The 24,114-nt window shown below is 41.5% G+C and carries 22 protein-coding genes; 10 read left to right on the forward strand and 12 right to left on the reverse strand.

What is annotated here, in order from left to right:
* Positions 1-10: 10 nt before the first annotated feature.
* The 6 genes from treR to AMR95_RS02455 all read right to left on the reverse strand — a co-directional run bounded on the left by treR (position 11) and on the right by AMR95_RS02455 (position 8,038).
* A complete protein-coding gene (gene treR, locus AMR95_RS02430) occupies positions 11-739 on the reverse strand; it encodes a trehalose operon repressor (protein WP_039177134.1) in 729 nt (242 codons plus the stop codon).
* A gap of 19 nt (positions 740-758) precedes the next feature.
* Positions 759-2,459, reverse strand: a complete 1,701-nt coding sequence (gene treC / locus AMR95_RS02435) for an alpha,alpha-phosphotrehalase (protein ID WP_058837480.1) — start codon at positions 2,457-2,459, stop codon at positions 759-761.
* A 15-nt stretch (positions 2,460-2,474) separates the two neighbouring features.
* Entirely contained in the window at positions 2,475-3,911 is a 1,437-nt protein-coding gene (gene treP / locus AMR95_RS02440) for a PTS system trehalose-specific EIIBC component (RefSeq protein WP_058837481.1), read from the reverse strand.
* 168 nt (positions 3,912-4,079) lie between these two features.
* Positions 4,080-4,466, reverse strand: coding sequence for a J-domain-containing protein (locus AMR95_RS02445; RefSeq protein WP_058837482.1), 387 nt, complete (start codon positions 4,464-4,466; stop codon positions 4,080-4,082).
* A 157-nt stretch (positions 4,467-4,623) separates the two neighbouring features.
* Positions 4,624-6,348 (reverse strand): methyl-accepting chemotaxis protein, encoded by a 1,725-nt coding sequence (locus tag AMR95_RS02450; protein ID WP_058837483.1) that lies wholly within the window; start codon positions 6,346-6,348, stop codon positions 4,624-4,626.
* A 31-nt stretch (positions 6,349-6,379) separates the two neighbouring features.
* Positions 6,380-8,038, reverse strand: coding sequence for a pyridoxal phosphate-dependent decarboxylase family protein (locus AMR95_RS02455; RefSeq protein ID WP_058837484.1), 1,659 nt, complete (start codon positions 8,036-8,038; stop codon positions 6,380-6,382).
* A 579-nt stretch (positions 8,039-8,617) separates the two neighbouring features.
* On the opposite strand from AMR95_RS02455, the gene AMR95_RS02460 reads away from it, so the two are divergent.
* A complete protein-coding gene (locus AMR95_RS02460; protein WP_039177124.1) occupies positions 8,618-10,603 on the forward strand; it encodes an LTA synthase family protein in 1,986 nt (661 codons plus the stop codon).
* A 98-nt stretch (positions 10,604-10,701) separates the two neighbouring features.
* The gene (locus AMR95_RS02465; RefSeq protein ID WP_058837485.1) at positions 10,702-11,289 is read left to right on the forward strand and encodes a YjgB family protein; all 588 of its coding nucleotides are present in this window, start codon (positions 10,702-10,704) and stop codon (positions 11,287-11,289) included.
* 43 nt (positions 11,290-11,332) lie between these two features.
* On the opposite strand, the gene AMR95_RS02470 is transcribed toward AMR95_RS02465, so the two are convergent.
* Entirely contained in the window at positions 11,333-11,836 is a 504-nt protein-coding gene (locus AMR95_RS02470) for a DoxX family protein (RefSeq protein ID WP_024426621.1), read from the reverse strand.
* A gap of 479 nt (positions 11,837-12,315) precedes the next feature.
* Between AMR95_RS02470 and AMR95_RS02475 the strand changes: the two genes are divergently transcribed.
* Positions 12,316-13,707, forward strand: a complete 1,392-nt coding sequence (locus AMR95_RS02475) for a DJ-1/PfpI family protein (protein WP_058837486.1) — start codon at positions 12,316-12,318, stop codon at positions 13,705-13,707.
* Positions 13,708-14,064: 357 nt separating this feature from the next.
* On the forward strand, positions 14,065-14,823 hold the full coding sequence (locus AMR95_RS02480) for a DUF817 domain-containing protein (protein ID WP_058837487.1): 759 nt from the start codon (positions 14,065-14,067) through the stop codon (positions 14,821-14,823).
* Between the two features lie 18 nt (positions 14,824-14,841).
* Here AMR95_RS02480 and nagE read toward each other — a convergent pair whose 3' ends face one another.
* Positions 14,842-16,209 carry an N-acetylglucosamine-specific PTS transporter subunit IIBC gene (nagE, locus tag AMR95_RS02485; protein WP_058837488.1) on the reverse strand — a complete coding sequence of 456 codons (1,368 nt, stop codon included), beginning with the start codon at positions 16,207-16,209 and terminating at the stop codon, positions 14,842-14,844.
* A 189-nt stretch (positions 16,210-16,398) separates the two neighbouring features.
* Here nagE and map point away from each other — a divergent pair, with 189 nt between their 5' ends.
* From map to AMR95_RS18720, 3 genes are all read left to right on the forward strand, one after another.
* A complete protein-coding gene (gene map, locus AMR95_RS02490; protein WP_024424611.1) occupies positions 16,399-17,148 on the forward strand; it encodes a type I methionyl aminopeptidase in 750 nt (249 codons plus the stop codon).
* A gap of 123 nt (positions 17,149-17,271) precedes the next feature.
* On the forward strand, positions 17,272-17,433 hold the full coding sequence (locus tag AMR95_RS19190) for a hypothetical protein (RefSeq protein ID WP_087976421.1): 162 nt from the start codon (positions 17,272-17,274) through the stop codon (positions 17,431-17,433).
* Positions 17,434-17,567: 134 nt separating this feature from the next.
* Entirely contained in the window at positions 17,568-17,705 is a 138-nt protein-coding gene (locus AMR95_RS18720) for a YflJ family protein (protein WP_064497716.1), read from the forward strand.
* Positions 17,706-17,747: 42 nt separating this feature from the next.
* Here AMR95_RS18720 and AMR95_RS02495 read toward each other — a convergent pair whose 3' ends face one another.
* Positions 17,748-18,398, reverse strand: a complete 651-nt coding sequence (locus AMR95_RS02495; RefSeq protein ID WP_058837489.1) for an MOSC domain-containing protein — start codon at positions 18,396-18,398, stop codon at positions 17,748-17,750.
* 122 nt (positions 18,399-18,520) lie between these two features.
* Between AMR95_RS02495 and AMR95_RS02500 the strand changes: the two genes are divergently transcribed.
* Complete coding sequence (locus tag AMR95_RS02500) at positions 18,521-18,793, forward strand: acylphosphatase (protein ID WP_058837490.1); 273 nt, start codon at positions 18,521-18,523, stop codon at positions 18,791-18,793.
* A gap of 260 nt (positions 18,794-19,053) precedes the next feature.
* Here AMR95_RS02500 and AMR95_RS02505 read toward each other — a convergent pair whose 3' ends face one another.
* The gene (locus AMR95_RS02505; RefSeq protein ID WP_058837491.1) at positions 19,054-19,941 is read right to left on the reverse strand and encodes a LysR family transcriptional regulator; all 888 of its coding nucleotides are present in this window, start codon (positions 19,939-19,941) and stop codon (positions 19,054-19,056) included.
* 117 nt (positions 19,942-20,058) lie between these two features.
* Between AMR95_RS02505 and AMR95_RS02510 the strand changes: the two genes are divergently transcribed.
* Entirely contained in the window at positions 20,059-21,456 is a 1,398-nt protein-coding gene (locus AMR95_RS02510) for an MFS transporter (RefSeq protein WP_058837492.1), read from the forward strand.
* Positions 21,457-21,742: 286 nt separating this feature from the next.
* Here the strand turns inward: AMR95_RS02510 and AMR95_RS02515 are convergent, their stop codons facing one another.
* Positions 21,743-22,849 (reverse strand): nitric oxide synthase oxygenase, encoded by a 1,107-nt coding sequence (locus AMR95_RS02515; RefSeq protein ID WP_058837493.1) that lies wholly within the window; start codon positions 22,847-22,849, stop codon positions 21,743-21,745.
* A gap of 104 nt (positions 22,850-22,953) precedes the next feature.
* Positions 22,954-23,511, reverse strand: a complete 558-nt coding sequence (locus AMR95_RS02520) for a PadR family transcriptional regulator (RefSeq protein ID WP_058837494.1) — start codon at positions 23,509-23,511, stop codon at positions 22,954-22,956.
* Between the two features lie 112 nt (positions 23,512-23,623).
* Here AMR95_RS02520 and AMR95_RS02525 point away from each other — a divergent pair, with 112 nt between their 5' ends.
* Entirely contained in the window at positions 23,624-24,109 is a 486-nt protein-coding gene (locus tag AMR95_RS02525) for a phenolic acid decarboxylase (RefSeq protein ID WP_008341777.1), read from the forward strand.
* The last annotated feature ends 5 nt before the right edge of the window (positions 24,110-24,114 follow it).

Below are 24,114 nucleotides of genomic sequence, written 5' to 3' on the forward strand. Positions count from 1 at the left end.
AGGACAGAGCCTATGCTCTGTCCTTTTTTTCTCTTCTAGCAAAATCGACGAATCTGAAGCGGTCTAACCTGTGACGGCTTTCTGTGTATTGAAATAGACTCGTATCCTCTAAGAACACATAATTCTTTACCACGACGACATGGTCAAATCCTTTCAAATCAAGGTACTTCGCATCCTCTTCTGTACATGGCTCTACCACAAATTCCTTTTGAGCATAGCTGATTGATACACCGAGTTCTCCTTCAATATACTCGTAGATTGATCCTTCGCATATGTCTTTAGACAATACTTCAACATGCTTTTGCAAAAAGTAGTCCTTGTCTAAAATCACTTCTTCCCCGCTAATATTGCGAGAGCGAATGACTTTCCAGACGTCCGTCTGTTCGTCAATTTTTAGCTGAGACTGAATATACTGATCCGGTTTGATTAAACCGAATTCATGAACCGTTGTAACTGTCTTTCGGCCAAGCGTTTTGGAAAGCTCTTTAAAGCTGACAAGACCTGATACAGGGAACTGCATTTTCTCCCGATTCAGCAATACAGAGCCTTTCCCGCGGATTTTTTGGATATAGCCATTTTGCACAAGAATATTTAATGCCTTTCTCACCGTCTCCCGGGACGTGTCGTACATGATCGAAAGCTCATGCTCTGATGGGAGGATACCTTTATCCTGCCATTCACCTTGTTCAATTCGTCTTGCGAGCTGATCATAAATCACTCGAAACTTATTCTCTTTCATTTTCCCTCCGCCCCATTTTCTAGCGTTTGGTTAAATGATAAACGATTGACTCATATGGGCGCAACGTAAATCCCTTGATATGTGCCGGCACATCCTCATAATTGGATAACAGCACTTGACTCTCCATCTCATCAACAGCCTGCACAAGCTCATCAGGAAGCGTAAAGTCCGTCTCCCCTGCATAAAAGTGGTTGATCACGAGGAGCTTCTCATCCTTGCTTTCTCTAACATAAGCAAAAATCTTTGGATCTTCTGCTAGGAGTAAGGAGAAGCTGCCATATGTGATCACGTCAAGTTCTTTACGCAGTCTGCAAAGGGCTTGGTAATGATAAAAAATGGACGTCCGGTCTTTTAATGAAGCCTCGACCGAAATGTCGTTATTGGCTGGCTCAATCCAAGGCGTTCCTGTTGAGAAACCTGCATTCTTCTCTGAAGTCCACTGCATTGGTGTTCGCGCATTATCTCTTGACTTGACCTGTAAAATGGCGAGTGCTTCTTCCTTTGATTTTCCCTTTTCAAGCATGACTTCATACATATTGAGTGATTCGATATCCCGATAAGACGAAATGTCCTCAAAGCGAGGATTCTTCATACCAATTTCCTCACCTTGATAAATATAAGGAGTCCCTTGCATGAGATGAATTGTGGTTGCCAGCATCTTCGCTGACTGCTGATGATACTTGTCATCATCACCATACCTTGAGACGATACGCGGCTGATCATGATTGCACCAGAACAGCGCATTCCAACCGCCGCCCTCATGCATTTTTGTCTGCCATTCAGACAGAATCGACTTCAATTCTTGAAAATCAAATGGTGCGATCGCCCACTTTTCACCGTTTGGATAATCCACCTTTAAATGATGGAAGTTAAACGTCATATCCAGCTCCTGCCGATCAGGTCTTGTATACCGAATGCAGTCTGCGATATTCGTTGAAGACATTTCTCCCACTGTCATGCTATCGTATTTCGAAAAAACCTCCTGGTTCATTTCATGCAGAAATTCATGAATTCTTGGCCCGTCTGTATAGTACATGCGGCCGTCGCCTTGCACAGATTGTCCGGCATCATCTAAGAAACGCTGATCCTTTGAGATGTTGTTGATGACATCCAGCCTGAACCCATCAATTCCTTTTTCAAACCAAAAGTGCATGATGTCATATACTTTCCTGCGCACTTCATCCTTCTCCCAATTGAGATCCGCCTGAGTGACATCATATAAATGAAGATAATAATCTCCTGTTACTTCGTCGAGTTCCCAGGCTGGACCGCCAAATTTCGACTGCCAATCATTCGGCGGAGATCCATCCGCTTTTGGCTCCTTCCAAATATAATAATCTCGATAAGGGTTATCCTTTGACTCACGCGAGGCTTGAAACCACTCATGGAAAATGGATGTATGGTTAACGGCTAGATCCATGATGACTCGTATTCCTCTCTCATGCGCTTCCTTCAGCATGCGTTCAAAATCTGTCATTGTGCCGTACATCTCATGGATTTTTGTATAATCACTAATATCATAGCCGTTGTCATACTGCGGGGACTCATACATTGGCGTGAGCCAAATACAATCCGCCCCAAGCTCTTTGATGTAATCAAGCTTTTTCGTCACGCCATTGATATCACCTGTCCCAGAGCCGGTTGTATCTAAAAAGCTTTTCGGATAAATTTGATAGACCACCGCTTTTTTCCACCACGGTTCATTTGTTTGCTGATTCAATTTCCTTCACCACCACTAGTTAAGTTCGTCTGAAAAATCCTTCTTCTTTTTTAGTTTTGCATATAAAAGTGTGCCGATGAATGGGACGATGAGTACAATCACCATTCCGATTGCAAATGCACCCCAATATTTCGGGATAATGGAGAAGATTCCTGGAATGCCGCCAACACCAACTGAGCTTGCCAGCACCCCTTGAGAGGCGATAAACATACCGGCTAGTCCTGAGCTGATTAGTGCAAAAATAAATGGGAATCGATAACGCAGGTTGACCCCAAACATGGCCGGTTCGGTAATTCCTAAATAAGCAGAAATACTTGATGTCAGCGAAAGTCCTTTTTGCTTTTCATCTTTTAAGACAAACATCATCGCAAGGGCAGCTGATCCTTGTGCAATGTTGGATAAGGCAAGCATTGGCCATAGGAACGTGCCGTGCAGCTTTGAGTTAATCAATTGAATATCAACAGCGAGGAACGTATGGTGCATTCCTGTAATGACTAATGCTGCATACAGTCCGCCGTATAATAGACCGCCAAGTGCTGCGAATTGCTGGAATACCGCTACAAGTCCAGATGTTAAAACATTACCGATTGCAAATGTAACAGGTCCAATGACAATGAATGATAAAAATCCAATGACTAATAACGTAATCGGTGCAACAACTAACAGCTGAATACTTTCAGGTGTCCGTTTTGTGATAAATAATTCGAGCTTTGCAAGTAAATAGGAGGCAACGAGTATCGGAAGAACCTGTCCTTGATAGCCTACCTTCTGCACTTCAAGTCCAAACAAGTTCCAAACAGGAATGTCACCTGTCTTCTCTGCCGCTCCATAGCCCCATGCGTTTAACAAGTCTGGATGTACGAGCATCAGACCGAGGACCATCCCTAAAAGCGGATTCCCCCCAAACCTCTTCACAGCTGACCAGCCAATTAATGCTGGCAGGAACGTGAAGGCAGTGCCTGCAATTAAGTTGATCATATTCGCTAAATCAGCCCATGCTGGGTACACATCCACAATCGATTTTTGATCGAAGAAAATATCAGGAGCTGTTAAAATATTATTAATCCCCATTAATAAACCGGCTGTGACGATAGCAGGAAGAATCGGTATAAAGATATCCGCAAGCGTTTTCACAGCACGCTGCAATGGATTCAATTTTTGATCAGAGGCACGCTTGACGTCCTCTTTTGTGGCTTCCCCAATTCCCGTCCTTTTGACCATTTCGGCATATACTCGATTGACGACCCCTTGGCCGATAACAACTTGGTATTGACCGTTCGCTGAGAAAGATCCCTTCACTTCATTAATTTGTTCAAGTGCTTTCTCATCCACCTTGCCCTCATCTTTCAGCACAAAGCGCAGCCTTGTTACACAATGTGTCGCTTGATCGATATTTTCTTTGCCGCCGATGGCTTTCACAATCTGATCTGCTGCTGCCTGATAATCAGCCATACTATCCCCTCCGAGATCGTTTTTTTATATAAGAAAAAAGAACCAAAAAACTTGTATATACATGTTCACTTCATATTTTATATTTGTATATACATGTAGTCAACAATAAAATGTAGCGCTTACATAAAAAAAGCTCCCTCAATGTGCTCAGGGAGAGGCAGCGTGTCATCATCTTTTTTTATGCTCCGTTAATTTCTCGTAGACCTTATTTTTGTAAAAGGAGGAGGCTGGGCGGGCAAAAGTTTGACGCTTAGATGTAAGTTCATCCAGACGTTTTTGTTTTTCTTCACATATGAGAGACAGTTTCTTTCTTACCTCTCCATCTATACTCGATTGAAGTAATTCTTTGACAGTCATAAGTTCTTTTTTCAGCGCTGTTTCTTCCCCAGCAAATCCGGCATTTTTCATAATGCGGTAGCCCATTCTAAGTTCTTCTGGTACATGAGCAGCGTCATCTTTTGGCAGAGGCTTCCCAAAGCCAGATAATCCTTCAAAAGCCCCGTTATCCATCGCTTTTTTGATCCGTTCTTCTGATAATCTCTGCGCAAAATCCATAGCGTTTCTCCTTTCACCGCAAGTATGTGATTAAGCATAGCAAAAAAGCTGGCTCTCTCACAAGAGCCAGCTTCAGCGTCTAGACAAACCGCATTCGGCGCTCGTCCCTTCTTCGCTGAAAAGAGAAAAAGGGCTAAAATATTTTAGCCCTTTCTCGTTATTTCTTGTCGATTTTGAAAGTTGAGACCATTTGTGCTAAGTCGTCTGACATGTCAGAGAGCTGTTCAATCGCACTTGAAATTTGCTGCATACCAGCACTTTGCTGTTCTGTTGCTGCCGCTACTTCTTGAGAGCTGGCTGCATGTTCTTCCGATACAACAGAAATTTGCTCAATCGATGTAGAAATCGTTTGATATGCTCGCTCAACTTGCTTAATAGAAGCAAGCAAATTGTTCGTTCTTCTTGAAAACTGAGATACACCGTCGTAAATCACAGCGAAGTTCTGTGACGTGCCTTCCATTTGCTCACGTCCTTCTTCCACTGCTTTACTGCTTTCCTCTACGCTTTCAAGAACACGCTGGCTGTTTTCCTGTGTACCGATAACGAGGTCTGAAACAGTTTTAGCTGCATCTGCTGATTGCTCTGCTAATTTACGTACCTCATCTGCCACAACAGCAAACCCTTTTCCTTCTTCCCCAACACGTGCCGCTTCAATGGAAGCATTCAGTGCAAGAAGATTCGTTTGTGCTGAAATGTCCGTAATAATCGAGATCACACTTTCAATCTCCGTGGAATGAGACTGTAATTCTTCTGCTGCCTGCTTCGAGTTGGTCATCTTGTCATGTAACAAGTTCAGATGATCAAGCACATGGTTCACAAGTTTTTGACCAGATTCTGACTGCTCCTGTACATCAGATGAAACAGATTTCATTTCATCGACTTCTTTTGTGACGCCTTCGATTTGAGTATCGATCTCTGCAACAGATCTCGTACAATCCGTAATATTTGCGACAGAATCATTGATTCCTTCACTCATATTCGTCATGGCTTCTGACACTTGCTGCGCACTTTGACTTGATTCGTTCGTCACCGTGCGAAGCTGTGAAGACATTTTTGATACTTCACTAGATGAGTGCGAGATCTTCGAAATGAGCTCTTTGATCCGCCCCTGCATCTTTTGGAAGGATGCGGCAAGCTGGCCGATCTCGTCTTTACTCTCAACTTCTACCATTCCAGTTAAATCACCGTCAGCAATTCGGTTCGCTGAATCCATCAATGAACGTGCTGGTTTCGCAATTCTTCTTCCCATGATAAAGGAGAAGAGCAATCCACCGATGAGCACAATAGCCGATGCAACCGTAATGTAGATTGTGAGCTTCTTCGTAGTGGCTGGAACAATTGATGCATCTAGATCAATCCCTAAAATCCCTGTCAGCTCACCGCCTGAATCTTTGATTGGCAAAAAGACTGATTTATGTGTTCCATATGAATCATGGTAAATATCACTTTTGACCATTTTATCTTCAGAAAGAGCTTGCTTCATCTCATCTGAGAATGCATAATCCTGGTCAAAATCATTGTCTTCCCCAGTTAATACGATAATTCTTTCTTTACCGCCTTTATTAGATAACACGTATAAGTTCTCAAGCGTATGATCTTTTTGAAGCTCTGTGAATTTCTTTTTGATATCAACATAAATGGGATCATCCTTCCCGCTAATGCTGAGCACGTTTCCATCGATGTTATCGATTTCTTTTTTGGCGGTATCAATATCTGTTGTTAATCGATAATCAAATTGCTTTAATAACTGGGATGATAAATCCTGGCTGACTAGATAAAATGTTAGAACGAATAATGCAACGGTTGCGAGTAATGTTACGGTAACGACTGACATGATTTTAGAGGATATCGTGTATCCTCCAAATTTCCTTTGTTTCGCCATTTTTTCCTACATCTCCACTCTCAGATTTGGTTTAAGCATGTACATTTTCAAATTGTCCACAAACAGATGCAATCACATCTTTTAAATAAGATACGATATGAGGGATATGCTCTGGTAACGTATAAGGTGAGATGACAAAAAACTTACTAACACTTAGATAGAATTCTTGACCTTCTTTTGAGTTAACAAGTAAAAACTTCGTTGTATCGCCAAAGAACATCTCGTCTCTTTTCTCTCCAAGCTTTTCAAACAACATTTTGTTCAATTCATTGTTTCGCTCAATTTCCATTGAAGTCGCTTCGCCAGAAATCTCTTCTTGAAAACGCGGTGAGCCGTCTAGGTAAATTCTAAATAATGTAGCCATTCCGACGTTGTCATCATTCACGACTTCTGCTTGCGGAATTTCCCTACTAAGTGCTTCTCTGAAGGCAAGGTTTACTTCTAAGAATTGACCGAGCAAGCGCTGGTAGCCTTCAATCCCAAACGTTAACAGCACACTCAGCATGCTGATTGAGCTTCCCATTCTTGAGCACTCAAGTGTATAACCCGTATGGTATTCCCCGTAGCCTCTATGGCCAACATATGGCGTCTCTTGTTCTTCCAGATCCAAACGCTTTAAGTCAGCAGCGTTTTTCACTAAGAATAAACTGGATGTGTAAGGTGTTTGGCCGAGCTTTTGAAAATCAAAGCACATCGAGTCTGCAAGAGAAAGATGCTGGAATTTCGCTTTGATTTCTTTTAGCATACGAAGAACACCGTCTGTGAATTGCAGCGGGTTTTCTGATACATCATACTCATTAAAGAAAGCAAAGAATCCACCCAGCGCCGAATCTGCATGAATATGCGGCACCTTCAGATCATACTTTTCAGCAATCGCTTCTGCTGTTTCACGTACCCCTTTTACATCATCAATTGCAATGGCATCTGTTGTTCCGGTTGTTGCCACAATATAAACGGGAATCCCGCCATCCTGTGCAACACGTTCCATTTGACAACGCAAATCTTCCATATCCATTGAATGATCTTTATTCGTCTTAATTCTGATTAAGTTGTTTGTGCCAAGTCCTGTTGCTTCCATTGACTTAAATAAGCTGTAATGTGCGGCATCAGAACAAAACGCATAAAGATTTTGCGGAACTCCTTTTCGCAGTGACTCCGGCGCTGCTTTGGCAATCGCTAAACGAAGTCCTGAAAAAATCGCTCCTTGACCTCCCCATGTTGTGTATCCCCCGCTCACGTTTGGATCATATCCGATGAGCTTAGACATCATTGAGACCACTCTGACCTCAGCTTCCGCACCTGCTGGCCCATAAACATCCCATAGGTTGTTTCCGTTTACCAGCATAGCTGTCAGCATGCCTAAAATTCCTGGTGTACTTGCCATTGGCAAAATGTTCGTGAAGAAATACTTGGTGTGGTATGGATGGTTATGTAAAAGCTTCAGTAATTCTTCATTCACAAGTTCCGCTTGCTGGCCGTTCATCGGAATTTGACTTGTTTCAGTGAGCTTTTTGTAAAAGTCCTCCCCACGATTCTTTTCGCCTTTAAGGTGTGCACGGTTGGGATCCTTCAGGTCATCGACCCCTGAAATGATCTGCTCCATCAATTTGACGAGTTCTTTACGCTCTCCTGCATTTCCGTCCTCACTCGGAAACCAGTTCTGAACGAGGTTCTCTGCTCGTACAGTCATATACTATCAATCCTTTCAATGGAAGATTTCCTGTCACTGTCTATATCGACCCCAATTCAGAAGTTTATAGTCTCGATATGTTCACTTAAGTATATCTAGATAATTTGTTTACTTATTAAAATAAATGAAACCCTTAAAAAACACATCAAAAGCATTATGTTGATGAAACACAAAAATATATTGATATATCGTATAAGAGGAATTTTTATCCATCTTCTTGTTCCATTCCATTGTTCATTTTTTTTGCTTAACCTGCATAAACATTAATAAACAATGGAAAAACTCTCTAAATGACCATTGTAGAAATTAAATTAATTCTTTAGACTTATGCCTTTTTACCTGTTTTATTGATATAGCAACTGGAAAATTGCTGAATTTTCTGTCAATAATAGGTCGATTTTCATAAAAAGTTTTTCGATGGGCGAATATTTTCATTTTCTCTCCTTTTATTGCTCGGACAGGCTTGCAAAGGCGCTTCACCGGTTATGACTTTTCTATTTGTGCATTTCGTGGTATATTCTAATGGTTCGTTTTCTTTCGTTCCGCCTCTTCCGTGTATCGGAGAAAAGGAGTGTTTATATGAAAACATTTATTCAAAAAAGAGGTCTCGGCTTCTTTCTGATTGCAGCCATCTTACTATGGCTCAAAACGTATTCAGCGTATTTAATCGAATTTAAACTTGGTATATCAAATGTGCTTCAGCATATTTTGCTTTTCGTGAATCCTATTAGCTCCAGCTTGTTCTTTCTTGGCTTTGCTTTATTGTTCAAGAAAAAATGGCAGCCTGCCGCTATCATTGTGATTCACTTTTTCATGTCTTTTTTACTATACGCAAACATCGTGTACTATCGATTCTTCAATGACTTTATCACGCTGCCTACAGTGATGCAGGCAGGAACGAATGGCGGACAATTAGGTGATAGTGCATTTTCACTCATGCGTTGGACTGATGTGTTTTACTTTATTGATACAATCATTTTGATCGTACTTGCAGTCCGCATGAAAAGGCAGCAGCAAACAAGTACAGCCACGACTGTACCTGTACAAAAGTCAAAATCGTTTAGACTCGTCCTTGTGTCCTCTGTTGTGATCTTTGTTTTAAACTTAGTTGCTGCAGAGATCGATCGTCCAGAGCTTTTATCAAGATCGTTCGACCGCAATTATTTAGTTAAATATTTAGGTGCTTATAACTTTACTGTGTTTGATGCCATTCAAAATGTGAAATCAAACAGCCAGCGTGCTCTCGCAAATTCAAATGACGTGACAGATGTAGAGAATTATTTAAAAGCGAACAGCGCTGATCCTAACCCGGCTTATTACGGGAAAGCGAAAGGCATGAACGTGATTACAATTTCTCTTGAATCTCTGCAAAACTTTGTCATTGATTATAAAGTGAATGGAAAAGAAGTAACGCCGTTCCTTAACTCATTGGCACACGACAACAAAACGTTTTACTTTGATAACTTCTTCCATCAAACAGGACAGGGAAAAACGTCTGATGCTGAATTTATGATGGATACTGGATTATTCCCATTATCACAGGGCTCTGTTTTTATTAACAAAGCGCAAAACACGTATCAAGCACTTCCTGGTATTTTGAAGAAGGATCAATATACGTCAGCCGAATTCCATGGCAATACGAAAACCTTCTGGAACCGTAATGAAATGTTTAAATCCTTTGGGTATGACAGATTTTACGATTCTGAGTACTACGATATGAACGAGCAGGATACGAAGAACTACGGACTGAAAGACAAACCGTTCTTCAAAGAATCGATGCCAATGCTTAAAAACCTGAAGCAGCCGTTTTATTCGAAATTCATTACCTTATCGAACCATTTCCCATTTGGAATGGACGAAGGTGACACTGATTTCGAACCTGGTGACTTCGGTGACTCTGTCGTCGATAACTACTTCCAATCGGCTCATTATTTAGATGAAGCGATTGAACAGTTCTTCAACGATTTGAAAAAGTCAGGTCTCTATGACAACACAGTCGTCATTATGTACGGAGATCATTACGGCATTTCTGAAAACCATAATGAAGCGATGGAAAAAGTGACAGGGCAAAAAATTGGAGATTATGAAAATGCACAGCTCATGCGTGTGCCGCTCTTTATCCATGTACCTGGCGTAAAAGGCGGACAGATTCATAAATACTCTGGTGAAGTCGATGTCGCACCAACCCTTCTGCACCTGCTCGGCGATGATACGAAGAACTATTTAATGTCTGGTTCTGATATCTTATCGAAGAACTTTAAAGAGCTTGTGCCATTTAGAAACGGTGACTTCGTGTCTAAGGACTACACGAAAGTAGGCAATAACTATTACAGCAACAAAACAGGCGAGAAAATCGAGCCAACTGACAAGGCATCACAAGAAAATGAAACGGTGAAAAAGATGCTGGAGACATCTGATAAGATTGTCACCGAAGATTTACTCCGTTTCTACAAACCTAAAGGCTTTACACCGATTGACCGCAACGACTATGACTATACAAAGAAAGTACAGGATGAAAAGGATTCCTCTTCCGCCAAAGATGAATCCAGCTCTTCTTCAAAATAACTTTCTCATGCTAAGAACCAGCCGATCCTTGATCAGCTGGTTCTTTTTACGTTTGATCATGATTGCACCGGGTATAGGAGAAGAAGGAGGGATTTATCATGAAGAAAACAGCAGCTTTTGTCGTGACTGCCTCACTTGCTTCGTCTGCCCTATTCGGTTTCAGCCCTGCTGTCTCAGCACACGCCATGGCCAAACCAGCAGCAGAACAATCCGTTCCTCAAGGTCCAAAAGCCGCGCTTACCAGCATTTATGAGCTGGCACATAAAGGACAAATGCCCTACTATGCTAAAGGATTGAAAATTGGCGTTCAAACCAAAAAAGACGTTCATCATAAGCTCGGAAATCCATACCCAGAAACAGGTCAAAGCAGCTTTGATCTCTATCACGCTGAAATGGGGAATCCTGGATTTGCTTTTCACTATGATGCAAAAGGCAAGATTGATGAAATCCGTTATTTCGGAACGAATGTAGAAAAAGAAACGAATATTGGTGGAATGACCCCTGCTCTACTAAAGAAACAGCTTGGATCAGCGGATTCAGTGAGCACCATCCCGCAAACAAAAGAGAAAAAATATGTGTATCGAACGGGTGATTATGAGCTCGAATTTATCGTTGGACATGATCCTGATATTAGCCAGCATGAACTCACCGTGCTGCATATCAACTTGATAAAAGCCAATTCTTAAATTAAAAAGCATCCTGAGCACATGCTCTGGATGCTTTTCTTTATTATGATGCCACTTCTAATTGCGGCTTTCTTTTCAGTTTTCGTTTGAGGACTGGACCTGCTACATAATCAAGACCAAGTTTTCCGGCATTTCCTTTCGCTGCCATGATGAAGACCGCGATCAGAAGAAGCAGCGGGTTCACAGAGACAGTTCCAGCTAGTAAGAAAGAGACATTCATCACGCTTCCAAAAAAGGCTGCCGTTGTTGTGAATAATCCGACAATTAATCCTAGGCCTACTAAGATTTCTCCCCACATGACCATAGCACTAAATAATCCGGCATTTGGCAAAGCGACATTTTCTAAAAACCATACATAGAACGGATACACAAGATGACCATCTTTGACGACAGGTTCAGATATCGCAAATTGCAAATAGCCTGATGCATCAAATCCACCTGTTAGTTTTCCAATACCAGATGTCAGCCAAGTCCATCCGATATAAAGTCTTGCTGCCAAAAGGATAACGGCTGCCCATACATTCGTTTGTAAGAATTTTGTAAACATGATGATGCCTCCTTTTAAATTATGTGAAATATTTCACATTTTCTTTATGATCTTATTATACTATGCTATTTCTTATTTGTGATCTTTTTCACATATATATTCACAAATTGTTCATGAATATCTAATTTATGCAAATCTCAAAAGTGTGTGCAGCTTGTAGAAATAAACTTTTGGAGTGTGACGCGTTTCATGGTTTTCAAACAACTCAACTGCTGTGTCAAAGTACGATAGGGATGAGGTATTGGTTAGTAGTGATGTGTACCTTTAAAGAACCAGAAGTAATACTCTAACAACCTGTCCGGTCAGTTAATATTTTAAAATAAGCTTTCGTCTGCTGTTCGAGAAAAAAGTCCTTTACTAAGACCTTAGTCAGAGAAAATATAAGCCTCGAGCGGGTTTAATCAATTTCCTCCTCCCTTTATTATCAAAGTAAGTAACACGTCACAATTAACTAGAGAACATTAAGGGAGAGAAGACAATTGAATAAATTATGGCGTTTCATCGTGTATGTATGCATTTTCGTTCTGGTTGTTGGAGGAACCGGAGCGATCGGTTTCATGAGCACGATGCAGGAGGCTATGTCGGTTTATGATAAGCCAGTTCCTGCTTCTCTACAAAGCATCCAAACTCCTACCTATGATTCGAAAAAGCCAACAGTGGTCGTTATTTTGGCGAATGAAGTAACCGAGGTGTTTGATTTTCTCGTACCATACGAAATGTTCTCCATGACGGGTTCGTACAATGTATTTGCGGCAGCTCCCAACAAAAACATAAAATCGTTGACGGGCGGGCTTGATGTCGTACCGCATTACTCTTTCGACGAGTTGGACAAATTGACAGGCAAAAGCCCGGATATAATTGTGATCCCTTTCATGCCGATTTTGGATGAAGCGCAATACAAGCCCGTCCGCGATTGGATAATGAAGCACTCCGGCAAGGAAACGATATTGTTGTCCATCTGCAATGGGGCGGAAAATTTGGCGGATACCGGCCTGCTGAACAGGAAATCTGCAGCAACACATTGGGGAGATATCGGCAGATTGGAAAAGAAATATACCGAGATTACTTGGAAAAGGGATCAGCGTTACGTGCATGACGGTAACATAGTCTCCTCCGCCGGCCTGACTTCGGGGATTGATGCCACACTGTATGTTATATCCCAGCAAATGGGAGATCCTGTAGCGGAGAAAGTGGCGAAGGAAATGAATTACCCTTCCTACGATTTTGTTCAGCATCCGCAAATGGAGCCTTTCACGGCCGGATTGAGCGATATCGTCTATATTTTGAACAATGCGTTTCAATGGAGCAAGGAAAAGAACGGAGTCCTGCTGTATGACGGTGCCGACGAGCTTATGTTATCCTCGGCTTTTGACACGTACGGGGCTTCTGGAACAACAACAACATTGACGATATCCAACAAACGCGAGCCGGTTGTTACTCGGCACGGTCTGAACCTGATCGCCCGATATCAAATAGAGGATGCTCCAAAACTCGACAAAATGATTTTTGTGGGACCGGACGTGAAGACGCGCGCTGCAGATGATATCCGAAACTGGAACGTGAACGGTGGAAAGGCTGAGCAGCTTTTCCTGCACAGTGATTCGCCAGAGCGGTTCGCGATGGAACCTGCGTTTGAAGATTTGGCGAAGCAAGAAGATATCTTGACGGCGAAATTCGCCGCCAAGCGGCTCGAGTACCGCGCCACAAGCCAGCTTAAGCTTAAAGGATCATCATTTTCGTACGAAGCGTTCGGCATACCGATCGGTGTCGGCTTGTTGTCTATGTTCGTCGTATATTTGGTAGAAAGACGTTTCTTAAGGAAAAAAACTGTTCCACATAAAACAGGAAGCAAAAGAAACATCACAGTTTAGGAAGAAGAAACACAATCCATTTACAATTAAGAGTAAATGAGATTGATCATGCTTTTAAAGTTGCCATAATGGTTGATTACTATAAATTTAATTAAATTCCTGATAAAAAATGATCAAACTTTTTTCAAAAATGGGTTCTTCTAATTTATCGCAAAATAAGGGTTTATGAGGTATTTATGATTAAACTTTATTACAAAGCAACACCTTTCAAACTTTCCAATGAGTCAAAACTGAACAGGTCACACCAGAATTCATCTTATCTTGTTATTTCTCTTTTTGCTGCTTCATAGAGGTAAACTTTTCCCTTGCGAAAACCGTCTAAGTCATTTCAGACAGTAAAAAGGGGTTTAATTTTGTATGAAAACACTATTTCATTTTGCTTATTTACAGGCCATCTCATGTCTATTCCCCGTCATGATCTTTGCGGCGCTTGCCCTATCAAAGACGGTGTCTATTCCTTTTCTTCACCGGTATGATTTCATTCTACTGCTTTGCCTCGCAGCTCAAATCCTGATGCTTGCGTTGCGGCTGGAGACTTGGACGGAGCTAAAGGTCATTTGTCTATTTCATCTCATAGGAATCTGTTTAGAAGTGTATAAAGTACATATGGGCTCTTGGTCCTATCCAGAAGAAGCTTATACAAAAATATTCGGGGTTCCACTTTATAGCGGCTTTATGTATGCAAGTGTGGCTAGTTATATTTATCAGGCATTTTCACGACTTCATGTAAAAGTGACCGACTGGCCTCATCCATTTCTTTCAATTGGTATCAGTTTGTGCATTTATCTCAATTTCTTTACGCATCACTGGCTTTATGATGTCAGGTGGTGGCTGACATGTCTGCTTGTTGTTGTGTTTTGGAAAACGTCGGTTTCGTTTCAGGTTGGTCCATCTTCCTTTCGAATGCCGCTTGTTGTTTCATTTTTCCTGATTGGCTTTTTCATTTGGATTGCCGAAAATGTCACCACCTTTTTAGGCGCATGGCAATATCCAAATCAGCAGCATGCTTGGTCCATTGTTCATCTAGGGAAAATTAGTTCATGGTTCTTACTCGTTGTGATCAGTATTGTGCTAGTGATCGAACAGCGTAAACAAAAAAACGTTCAGCCCGTTTGACCTGGCTGAACGCTTTTTTTAATCTCGATCGACTTCCTTACGGAGATCATCTGCGACAAATTCTACATTCGTTCCAATAATAATTTGTACGGATGTTTTTCCAGAAGTCAGCACCCCTTTGGCGCCTGCTTTTTTCAATGTACCTTCATTTAATAAATTTGTATCCTCTACTGTTAAGCGAAGACGTGTGGCACAATGATCAATCGTGGTGATATTGTCTTTGCCCCCAAGTCCCTCTACGAGCATACTTGCTCCTCCTGTTGTCACCGCATCATCCGCTGCGATATCTTCCATGTCATCATCTTCCCTGCCTGGTGTTTTCAGCTTTAATAGTTTAATGAGGAAATAGAAAACGACAAAGTACACGACGCCATAAATGATTCCTACTACAAGAAGCAAGATCGGCTTTTGCGCAATGCCGAAGCTTAAGACGTAATCAATCGCACCTGCTGAAAAGGCAAAGCCGCTATGAATCCCGAGGGTGTTCACAATAAAAAGCGAAAGCCCTGTTAAAATAGCATGCACACCATATAAAAGTGGAGATAAAAACATGAAAGAAAATTCAATTGGTTCAGTGATCCCTGTAATAAATGATGTAAGTGCCATCCCAATCATCAGACCAGCTGTTGCTTTTCGCTTCTCAGGTTTTGCAGTCACAACCATGGCTAGACATGCCGCTGGCAGACCAAACATCATCACTGGGAAGAATCCTGTCATAAAGACACCCGCGCTTGGATCTCCTTTAAAGAATCGCGCTAAATCCCCTGTTGCCCCGCTGAATTCCCCGAATTGAAACCAAAATAAGTTATTCAAAACATGGTGAAGTCCTAATGGAATGAGCAATCGGTTAAAGAAACCAAACAGCCCTGCACCTGTTGCACCGAGACTTAAAATCCATTCCCCTAAATCATTGATCACACTTTGAATCGGAGGCCATACATATCCGAAAACGGCTGCTAATAGAATGGTGAAAAGTGCCGTCATAATAGGCACAAGCCGCCTTCCGCTAAAGAAACCTAAGTATTCCGGCAGTTTCGTATCCTTAAATTTATTGTAAACATAACCTGCCAAAAGCCCGCACAAAATACCGCCCAATACCCCCATATTGTTGGTTGAGTTGATCGACGTTGTACCGGCTGACAAAATAAAATAAGAAATCGCACCTGATAATGCCGCTGCCCCGTTCCCATCCTTTGAAATACCAATCGCTACACCCATTGCAAAAATTAAAGCCAAGTTCGCAAAAATTGCATTCCCTGCCTCATAAATAAACGGGATATTGAATACATCCTCACGCCCAATGGCCAAAATAATCCCTGCTGCTGGAAGTACAGCGATTGGAAGCATAAATGATTTTCCTAGCTTTTGAAAAAACTGAAACACCATCTGACTTCTCCCCCCTTTGTCATCATCATGACTAAATCGTTCATGATGTTCATAAAAAATATATCATATGCACGTCTAGTTATCTATACCAATTTGTCCACATCCATTTGAATTCCGCTCTTTACTCTTTTTGCGTAAAATGTGGTAAGCTATTGAATAGAATGAAGTTATAGAAAGCGGGAATGAACAGTGATTGTCAAACATGATCATGAGTTAGAAGCCTTAAAAAAAGTCGGCCGAATTGTCGCTTTGGCAAGAGAAGAAATGAAAAGCCAAGCGAAACCAGGCATGTCTACAAAAGAATTAGATTTGATTGGGAAAAAAATATTAGAAGAGCACGGTGCCAATTCAGCACCTGAAAAGGAATATGACTTCCCTGGTACCACTTGTATCAGTGTAAACGATGAAGTGGCACACGGTATCCCTAGTGAAAAAACGATTTTACAAGAGGGTGACCTCGTAAACATTGATATCTCAGCAGAGCTTGACGGATATTATTCCGATACAGGCATTTCATTTGTTTTAGGTACAGGTGATGCTCGTCTTGAAGCATTATGTAAGTGTGCGGAGGATGCGTTCCTAGAAGGATTAAAACATGCAAAAGCCGGTAAAAGACAAAACCAAATTGGCCGTGCGGTCTACAATACAGCGAAAGAACAAGGGTTTACCGTTATTAAAAACCTGACAGGACACGGCATTGGGAAGAACCTGCATGAAGCACCTAACCATATTTTGAACTACTATGATCCATTCGATAATGCTTTGTTTAAAAATGGCACAGTTATTGCCTTCGAGCCCTTCATTTCAACAAATGCTGAATCGATTTATCAGGCTGATGATGGCTGGACATTTAAAACACCAGATAAAAGTCTAGTCGCACAGATTGAACATACCATTGTGATCACTAAAGACGAACCGATTATTTTAACAAAGCTGTAAGCCAGCGGATCCCTTCCTTTACTGGAGGGGATTTTTTCATGCCCGTTTCACGAATCTGTCACGACTAAACAAAAATGCCTGTGGTAAAATAGGCAAAGATATGCGAAAGGGGTCTTATTTGATATGTGGTTCATCATCATAGGTGTTATCTTTTTCATCGAAAGTATTATTTTAACGGTTGTAGGGATTAAGAAAAAACAATCCATGATGACCTATCTTGGTGTTATCATCATGATTATGACGGTCGGCATGATCCTCGTTACCCTCAACCCGCCAAATTCATAAATCAATATTTCCAGCATATACATGGATCATAGGCAGATAGAATCAGTTTTCATTTCTTGACACCTGCACACTTTTCACGTCCTTTTTTGAGATGTTACAATGCAGGCAGTTTCAATTGAAAGGAGTTTTCTATCATGCATTATGGTAGCAAAGGCTGGTATGTCGAAGAATTAAAGAAGCTTGGTGTGACTAAGCATGAAGGAAGAAAGCTTCAAAGCTTAAAAACATATTTCCTTGCAAATCTTCTTGAGCAAAAGAAACGCAGCTCATAAACGCTGAAAAGCCGTACATCTTAAGCTGATGTACGGCTTTTTTTAAATGTGCTGAATTCGTTTTTCTAAAGACTTCCTCACCACATCTGCTAAAGCTTCTACTTCAAGAACGGCTTTCAGTCTCTCTGGACTTGTTTGACGATATTTGACTTCATTGACCTCATGGACCGTAATGTGATGGGACGCTTTTTCTACGAGTACAAGCGATGCATCAGGCGGCACCATGCCTTCTTTCAGTACACGTAAATAAAAGCCTGTATACCCTGTTTTTTGCACTTCTTTTACAAGCTTCATGTTGCCATGCTTAACAGATAATTTCACACAAGGCTGTCTTGGCTGGCTCACCTCAACAAATGCATCTCCAAGCTGAAACACATCGCCAATATGCACATTCGTCTCGACTAGCTTGCGTACTGTTACATTCTCGCCAAAGGCAGCTTCCTGTAAAGGAATCCCTAAAAATTGCTCAAAGTAAGCATAATGATCGTACGGAAAGACGCAGACGGCTTTATCATAACCCCCATGATGAATCAAATCACCTTGGCCATCTCCCTCAAAATTGATCTGACTTAAATACACAGGCTCATGAATGCGCTTTTTGTTGATGGCTGTTTTGATTTCTTTTCCGTTCGCATAGGTAATGATAGGTTGTCCCACCTGGATTCCTTCTATGGCATATCTCTTCTGTCCCACGATGGCCATCTCCTTTGGTTGTCTACTGGCTTTTATTTTACATCGTTTGACAAACAAATCAAAGTCGAGGCGTGAAGATCAGATGCAGGCTATGGTACGATGTGAAAAAAGGAGAGATGACCATGGTTCATTATCACGCCATTGTAAAAGGACGTGTGCAAGGAGTCGGCTTTCGTTATTTTGTTCAGGGAGAAGCCGTCAATCGTGGAATGAAAGGCTGGGTACGCAACACAGATGAAGGTCATGTCGAGTTAAAGGTAGAAGGTGAGCAGCAGAAAGTGATTGATTTCTTAGAAACTGTCCGGAAAGGAAGTCCTTTTTCAAAAGTCACCGGCATGCACATGGAACCGCTCACCGAGCTGGCTCATTATAAGGTTTTTCGAATACGGTCATAAAAAACTAGCTATTTGTAAACATTATTCCTATTCATGATAGTTAGACGGAGCGTTCGTATTATATAGTTCAGCCAGAACTTTCTGGTTGAACTTTTTTTATTTAGATTTAATCTATCAGTAGCCAGGGTAGAACGTACGGGGGCGTAGGACATTGATTTCCGTCAAGTAAACAGTTTAACACCTACTTGTAGAGATATGTTTGAGGCTGGTTGGGACTTAGACCTCGTATAACATCGAATCGGTACAAGTCATGCATAAGATTAATTGGACTGGTTCGATATTGCCTCAAAATAGTCTAGAACTACCTTGCGGAATTCCAATGAAGCTTGCGTCATGTATCGGCTTGTATGCCATAATAAAGCGATATCACGTACAAGTTCATGATTCTCAACTTGCAAATATTTAATCTTTCCCCATGATATTTTTGCTGTGCTTGGTATGAAGGCAAGTCCAATTTCAGCTTCTACAAGACTGATCAAACGTGTAGGTTCATCGCCCTCATACACATATTTAAGGTCAATTCCAGCCGATTTGCATACAGAGTCTACTAAATCACGAGTGCCGTATCCTCTTTTCACACCGACAAAGCATTCATCCTTAAGTTCTGTTAAACATACGCTACTTCGGTCTGCCAGTCGATGCCCATTAGGAACTGCTACAAGAATGGGATCAACAAAGACAACTTGACATTCGATGTCTTCCCCTTGAAAAGGAGAGGACGACAAGCAAAAATCGACTTCGCCTCGATGTAAAAGCGTGACCATTTCCAGTGTGGTCAGCATTTGCACATGAAATTGGATATTAGGTCGTTTTTTACGAAACTCTCGCATAATCTGAGGCAAAGTGCTTGCTGTGGTTACCGCAAGCTTTAGTGTGCCAGATTCTGCTCTAGACAAATCGCTAATCTCTTGTTTTCCCTGTTCCAACTCAAACAAAGCCCTTTCCGCGCGACGAATGAATTTGTTGCCAAATTCATTTAATCGCAGTTTTCTGCCTGTGCGATCAAATAAAGGTACCCCTAAATCTTCTTCCAGACGCTGAATCGTTTTGCTTAGCGACGATTGCGTAACGTGGAGGCTTCGTGCAGCTTCGGTTACATGCTCTAATCGAGCTACCTCTAGAAAATATTGTAGTTGAAGGAGTTCCATTTCATTTTCTCTCCAATCATTCCTTTTGGTCAATGATATCATAACTTTAAATGCGTTGGAATGAATGTAAAATTCCAATTAAGATATCAATGTAACAACTATAAAGGGGGAGAAAAAATGAATTCTCGTAGCAGATGGTTAATGATATCCGTTGGACTAGGAATATTATTAAACCCTTTAAATTCATCAATGATTTCTGTTGCTATTGCTAGGTTGCAACATGTGTATAGCATTGATTTTACTGCTGTTTCCTGGATTGTGTTTTCATTTTATATCGCTAGTGCTATCGCCCAACCTGTCATGGGGAAGGCTAGTGATTTATTCGGTCGGAGGAAGATATTTCTGGCGGGTCTTGTTGTATCCTTAGTTTCTTCTATTCTGGCTCCATTTTCTCCAAATTTCGGATGGCTAATTGTGTTCAGAATCTTACAATCAATCGGAACTAGTATGCTGATTGCAGTTGGAACAGCTATAATACGCATTCATATTACTGAAAAGCAATCAGATGCTTTAGCAGGTTTATCAATTTTCCTATCCGGTGCAGCAGCTATAGGACCCTTTGCCGGAGGAGTACTTATTCAATGGTGGGACTGGCCAGCGATCTTCATCGTCAATACCCCGTTTGTAGTGGCGAGCTTTATATTAGCTTGGAAAATGATTCCTAACGATGGACCAGCCGCAACGGTTTCACGTGACATGTCGTTTCGAAAATTACTGGGTGTGATTGATGTGCCAGGAATTCTGCTCTTTGCGGTGGGTCTGATTGCCCTTCTAGTTGGCTTGCTGGCAGCGAAATCATCTGGGCATTTCTCTATGTGGAATATCGTTATTGTGCTAATCGGTCTCATTGCGGTGGGAATATTCGTACGACATGAGCTAAAAACAGTGTCGCCATTTATTCCTTTACGCACCTTCGCCAAATATCCAGAGATGACTTGGGTCAATATACAATACTTGCTAGTTAACTTACTTTATTATTCACTCTTTTTTGGGATTCCATCATACCTGCAAATGGTACGTCTTGTCAGTGAATTCCAGACAGGGATTCTTATGTTAACCTTGGGCTTGAGCTCGATTGTAGCTTCGCCAATAGCAGGGAAATGGGTCGATAAATCAGGACCCAGACCTGTATTGATTGTATCCTCATTACTGATGGTGGTAGGGGCAGTGTGGATCGTGACATGGACGCAAAGTTCACCAGTCATCAGTGTGTGTCTGGCGTTAGCCGCATTCGGTTTTAGCAACGGGCTAAACGCTGTTGGTATGCAGGCAGCTTTGTTTAAAAGCTCTCCAAAAGAAATTGCCGGTGTAGCATCTGGCCTATTTCTTACATCGAGATACTTGGGAACAATTTTATCTTCACTGTTGACAGGTATCATTATGGGAGGTGCGTTCAACTTTACAGGATTCCGATTGCTGGGGGTTTTCCTAACGGTCATTGCATTGATCTTAGTATTTATAAGTCTGCGACTCAGAAATTCTGAGCAATTGGATGAACCGAGTAAAAGCAATTAAAACAAAAAATAAAAATAGGAGTTGAATGTTATAACAATTGTTAATATCAAGGAATGGTCCTCATGGGATCAAACTTGGCAGGGAATGCAAAAGGATAAACAACCCCAGGGTGAGAAAGTCATACAGAAGTGGAATGCGAGAGCGCAAATTTTCGCCCCTTGTTGTAGTAAGGAAGAGATCTTTTGTGGTCATCATAAATAAAAAACAAGGGATAGATATCTATCCCTTGTTTTTTAATCAATTTAAATGTTCAACATCATATTAGAGAACATACATATAACTATCGCTAGGCTTTTTCTGTCCCGTGATAGGGCTTGTCCTGATAAAAATAGTTTGGTTTCACAATGGTATTGTCGTAATGCTTGTGGAATATATGGGTAGCTGCTGGTGATACAGGGGGAATCAGCCATGTCCAGTCCCCAGTCAGCTTGCGGTCAGCCTTCTCTTCCTGCTTTTCAAACTGCTTGAATTGATGTGCTGCTGTATGGTGATCAACAATCGTCACCCCTGCTTCGCGATAAGAATGGAGAACCGCCACATTCAATTCGACAATGGCTTTATCCTTCCAAAGGGACGAATTCTTGGTCGTGTCCAGTCCTAAAAGAGAAGCAACTTTTTTTAGCATATTATAGCGGTTTTCATCCGCTAGGTTGCGTGCGCCAATTTCTGTGCCCATATACCAGCCGTTGAACGGTGCAGCGTTGTAATGAATACCGCCAATCTCTAATTTCATATCAGCAATAATCGGAACCGCATACCATTTTAGTCCCAAATCACGGAATCCATCATATTCAGGATGGGTGATCTCTACCTCTTGGACGATTTCTTTCGGAAGCTCATACAGAACAGGCGGATGACCTTTTAGCTGAAACATGAGAGGTAGAATATCAAAATGTGTGCCCTCTCCTTTCCAGCCATGGGCTTCACATAATTTTGTTAATTCAAGAGATGCCTCGTCGCCGATGATGCCATATTCCGTCTCATAGCCTGCATAACGAACGAGCTGATGATTATAAATGACGACTTCCTTCTGCTTGTGACTCTCTGGGGGAAAGATCGTAATAGACGGTTTGATTTTCCCGCCATTTGTCGCATACTCAATATGATGAAAGAGCGCCTCTTTCACCTCATCCTCAGTCTTTACATGCCGGCAGTCATGCACTTGCAGGGTCGACCAAAACAAACGGCCAATGCAGCGGTTACTGTTGCGCCATGCCATTTTCGCCCCGTGAGCTAATTCCTCTAGTGTATGCGTATAACTACCTTCAGACTCAATTTCTTTTTTTATTTCATGCAGACGTGCTGCTTTCTCTTCATTTGATTTGTTTAATTCTTCATAGCATACAGAAATAAAAGCTTCTGCTTCATTCCACAACGCTTCTTGATTACTCAAACATACTCGCCTCACTTTAATACGAATATATCCATTGTAGCGGTTTCTATTGATAAATTCACTCGTTTCAAACCATTTTTTATCAAATCATCCGACCATTGTCCTTAGACCATAGATGAATCAATACGTATAAGGGTCTTTTGGAGCCAGCGGACATAGCCTTTTTCTCTTTCGATTGCTCTTGTCAGCACTAAGTAATGACCAAATTGCGCTGAGTGCAGTGATTCAGCAGAAGGGTCTTCCTCTGTCAAAGCGTGCAGCTTTTGTTCCAGCACATCTACTTTCTTGGTGCGCTCTAAAAGTTGATATGCAAAGAGGTCAGCCGCTTCTTTTTTGTCCATGGAGGAGATGAAAAATGTTTTGAGCATGAATTCATCCTTTGTTGTTTCTGGAATCGGATCTTTTGTTCTTAACCACTGACGCAATTCTTCTTTTCCTGCCGCTGTAATTTGATAGACCTTCTTCTCCAGCTTTTTTCCTTGTATGTGAATATCAAATTCAATAAACCCTTCCTCTGTAAGACGCTTCAGCTCAGGGTAAATCTGACTGTGCTTTGCACTCCAAAACTGTCCAAGGGAGTCCTTAAAATGTTTCGTAATATCGTATCCTGTCAGCTCATGCTGATCCAGCAAGCCAAGAATGGCATATTTTAGTACTCTCATGATGTGCCTCCAACGCTTATTCTTTGACAATAGTATACCATAGACTTTAAAATAAACATGTAAATCACAACATGTTTGAAAAAACATCATTCTAATGAAAGAAGGAATAAACATGGATCAATTCGTTGGACTTCATATGATTTATACGTATGAAAATGGCTGGGAATATGAGATTTACATTAAAAACGATCACACCATTGATTACCGCATTCATAGCGGAATGGTTGGAGGACGCTGGGTCCGTGATCAGGAAGTAAATATTGTGAAGCTGACAAAAGGCGTATACAAGGTCTCTTGGACAGAACCAACTGGGACAGACGTCTCTTTGAACTTTATGCCTGAAGAAAAACGCATGCATGGCGTCATCTTCTTCCCAAAATGGGTGCATGAACGTCCAGACATCACGGTCTGCTATCAAAATGACTACATCGATCTCATGAAAGAATCTCGTGAAAAATACGAAACCTATCCGAAATATGTTGTCCCAGAATTTGCGGACATTACGTATATCCATCATGCAGGTGTGAATGACGAAACCATTATCGCAGAAGCACCATATGAAGGCATGACAGATGAAATAAGAGCTGGACGAAAATAAAAAAG

The organism is Bacillus sp. G1(2015b), from assembly GCF_001482475.1.
Classification (GTDB): Bacteria; Bacillota; Bacilli; order Bacillales; family Bacillaceae; genus Bacillus; species Bacillus safensis.